This window comes from Streptodolium elevatio (assembly GCF_053592165.1).
The window spans coordinates 1-2977 of record NZ_JBSFVE010000028.1 but is presented as its reverse complement, the minus strand read 5'-3'; the positions used below and the strand labels follow the sequence as shown (position 1 = coordinate 2977).

The 2977-nt window shown below is 70.5% G+C and carries 2 protein-coding genes; both read right to left on the bottom strand.

Annotated features, from left to right (window positions below; all coding sequences use genetic code 11):
• Positions 1–134: 134 nt before the first annotated feature.
• Positions 135–1157 (bottom strand): helix-turn-helix transcriptional regulator, encoded by a 1023-nt coding sequence (locus tag ACWD12_RS35185; protein WP_450103003.1) that lies wholly within the window; start codon positions 1155–1157, stop codon positions 135–137.
• 456 nt (positions 1158–1613) lie between these two features.
• A complete protein-coding gene (locus ACWD12_RS35180; protein ID WP_450103002.1) occupies positions 1614–2636 on the bottom strand; it encodes a hypothetical protein in 1023 nt (340 codons plus the stop codon).
• Positions 2637–2977 lie beyond the last annotated feature (341 nt).

Sequence of the window (2977 nt, the reverse complement as noted above, 5' to 3'; positions counted from 1 at the left end):
TACGGGGGGGGGGGGGGGGGGGGGGGGGGGGGGGGGGGGGGGGGGGGGGGGGGGGGGGCCCGGGGGGGGGGGGGGGGGGGGGGGCCCCCCCCCCCCCCACGCCCGCAGCCGTCAGGTGACCGGGGGGCCGGGTCTCAGGCGCCGGCCACTCCCTCGTCCGCGACCGATGCCGCGGCCGGCGCCGCAACCTGCGCGGCGGCCTGCTCAGCGACCTGCACCGCCACTTGCGCCGCGTCCGAACCGGCCGTGACGAAGGCGGGGTTGCGGTAGTGGACGTACCCGTGGCCCGGACAGCCGACCCGCGGCTGCGGGACCGTTCGCAGGCGCGCAATCGCCTCGCGCGACTCTTCGTCGACGGTCGTGTAGATGTTCATCCTCGTCTCGGGCACGTCCAGCGTCATCGACGTCACGCTCACTCGGATCTCGCCGACCTCCGGATGCCGCAGGCGCTTCACGTGCACGTCGCCGACCAGCACGTCCTGCCGCGCCCACAAGGCCGCGAACTCCGCACTCGCCTCGCACAGCCGCTGCACGAAGGCGATCCACGCCGGTTCGCCGATGTGCCGTCCGTACGCCGGCCGCAGCGACGCCACCATGCGCGGCATCTCCAACTCCGGGTCGACGAACGGGCAGCAGCATTCCGGCTTCGTGAAGATGCTCCACATGACGTTCTGCTCCGCCGACGTGGCGCCCGCCACGCCCGGGAAGAGCATCGCGTAAGTCGCGTTCCACGCCAGCACATCCCACCGCGCGTTGTAGACCGCCGCGGGCAGCGGGTCGAGGTGGTCGAGGATCCCCTGCACCTCGGGCCGCACCGGGTCCATGCTCTCCGGCCGCGACACCGACGGGATCCCCGCCAGCAGGTACAGGTGTTCGCGCTCCGCGACGTCCAGGCGCAGCGTGCGCGACACCGCGTCGAGCACATGCGCACTCGCCTTGATCGGCCGCCCCTGCTCCAGCCACGTGTACCAAGTGACGCCCACCCCGGCAAGCTGCGCGACCTCCTCGCGCCGAAGCCCCGGCGTACGCCTGCGCGTGCCCTCCGGCAGGCCGACGTCCCCCGGCGCGATCCGCGCGCGCCGACTGCGCAGGAACGCCGACAACTCACCCCGCCGAACCGTCTGCGGCGCCCGCGCGACCGCGCCCGTACTGTTCATACCGACCATCCTCACCCCAACAGCACACTCGTTCCAGGTGCTCCTGATACCGGGATAACCAAGAGCCCGTTACGGGTACCAGCCGGCCGAGGTCAGCCGGCCGCCTTCAGCGCCGAGGCCACCGACGACGAGCCCTTCCAAGGCGGCACCCATGCCTTCCGCTCCACCCAACTCGCCCTGCCCGCAGGTCTGTTCAAAGAGGTCTCGTCCATGGTCGTCACCAACCACCGCTCGGCGAATTCCGCGACCGGGACCGGATCACCGGTGGCAGCGCCGGTTCCGCCGCCGGGTACACCCAACTGGACGCCGACCGCTTCATCTGACCGGACCCGCCCGCGCCGTACACCACCCGCGAACCCGCCGAAAACCTGGGGACGCGGCTGTTCACCGACACCATCGTCGGCAACACACCGGCGGAACCCCGGAGTTCTAGGAGTTCTAGGAGTTCTAGGAGTTCTAGGAGTTCTCGCAGCAGGGACGGCGTAGCCCGTCAACGTCGTGTGCGCGGGATTGGACGGCTGTCGCACCGGCCTCGCGCAGCGCTGCCGTCACCTCTTCCTCGGCCCCCGGCTTCACTTTGTCGACGACGACGTGGTGTTCGCCGTTCGTCGCGGGGTGCGCGGAGTAGCCGTACGAGAGGCTGTGCTTGGAAGTGATCTCCAGCAGTGCCGCATTGTCGTGGGGCTTGACCGGGAAGACGGCGACGATGTCGATCAGGTCCTCTACGAGAATCGTGTGGGTCACGATCCGGTCGTCCTCCGCGACCGCCACGGCCACCGACGACGTCGTCGCCATGACGCAGCAGGCCCCGGCGGCGTGCGCGGCCAGCACCAGGTCGCGCGGAGTGCGTGCGGTGGCGATCGTGGCGCCGTCACGGTCCAGGAGCAGGATGTCGAAATTGCCGACGACCCAGATGCGGTCGTTGTCCGCGGGCATGGCGTACGCCGCGTATTGCGCGAGGAGCTGTTGCGGTCCGTCCGCAGTCAGGCGGAATATCAGCGAATCACGCGCCGCCCAGCGGGCGGTGGTCAGGACGCCGTGGGCAGTGGCATAGCCAATGAGCTCGGTTTCGTCGGTGCCGCCCGCGTACCACAGTCCGACGAGGTCGAGGTCCGGAGTGAAGTGCGCGACCACTCCGCTGCGGCCGTCGGCGACCACGATGCCGTGTTCGGTGACGGTGAGGGTCGGGTCGCCGTCGAGGGTCCGGGACAGGGGTTCATCGTCGCTCATGGCCAGGCCGGCCACGACGCCATGCCGTTCGTGGAGGTTGTCGAGGACGACCTCGCGCTCCCACGCACCCGGCCTGCCCACCGCGATCCGGCAGTCCGAGGCGCCGCGGCGCGCGGGGAGGACCGCGGCGAGCCGGCCGTTGCCGAGCGCAGCGAGGCGCAGGACCCGATCCTCGTACGCCGCCACCCGCGTCGCGTCGTCGAGGGCGAATTCCTCGACGCGGTCCCCGGTCCAAATGCGTCCGGCCACAGGGTCCACGGCAAGCGGGGTCTTCCACCACAAGGGGCGCTCCGGCTGGGCGTGGGCGACGCGTGTCAGCGACCTGAACACCCGTACGGCATTGGTGTTGTCACAGGCTTGGACAACGGTCGTTCCATCGGTCCAGATCTCCACGTGCTGCCCTCTCGGTTGTTGTGCCCCCGACGCCCGGCGACGCTAACGAAACCAGCCGACACCCCCCTTCGCCCATCGCGCTTTGTGGACAACGGCCGGCGCTGGGCTTGATCCGTTTTGACGGACACCCTGGCTGAGGGGCTGCGGCCTCTTGGGGAGGATGTCCATCATGGAGAGCATGGGGAAGAAGAAGCCTC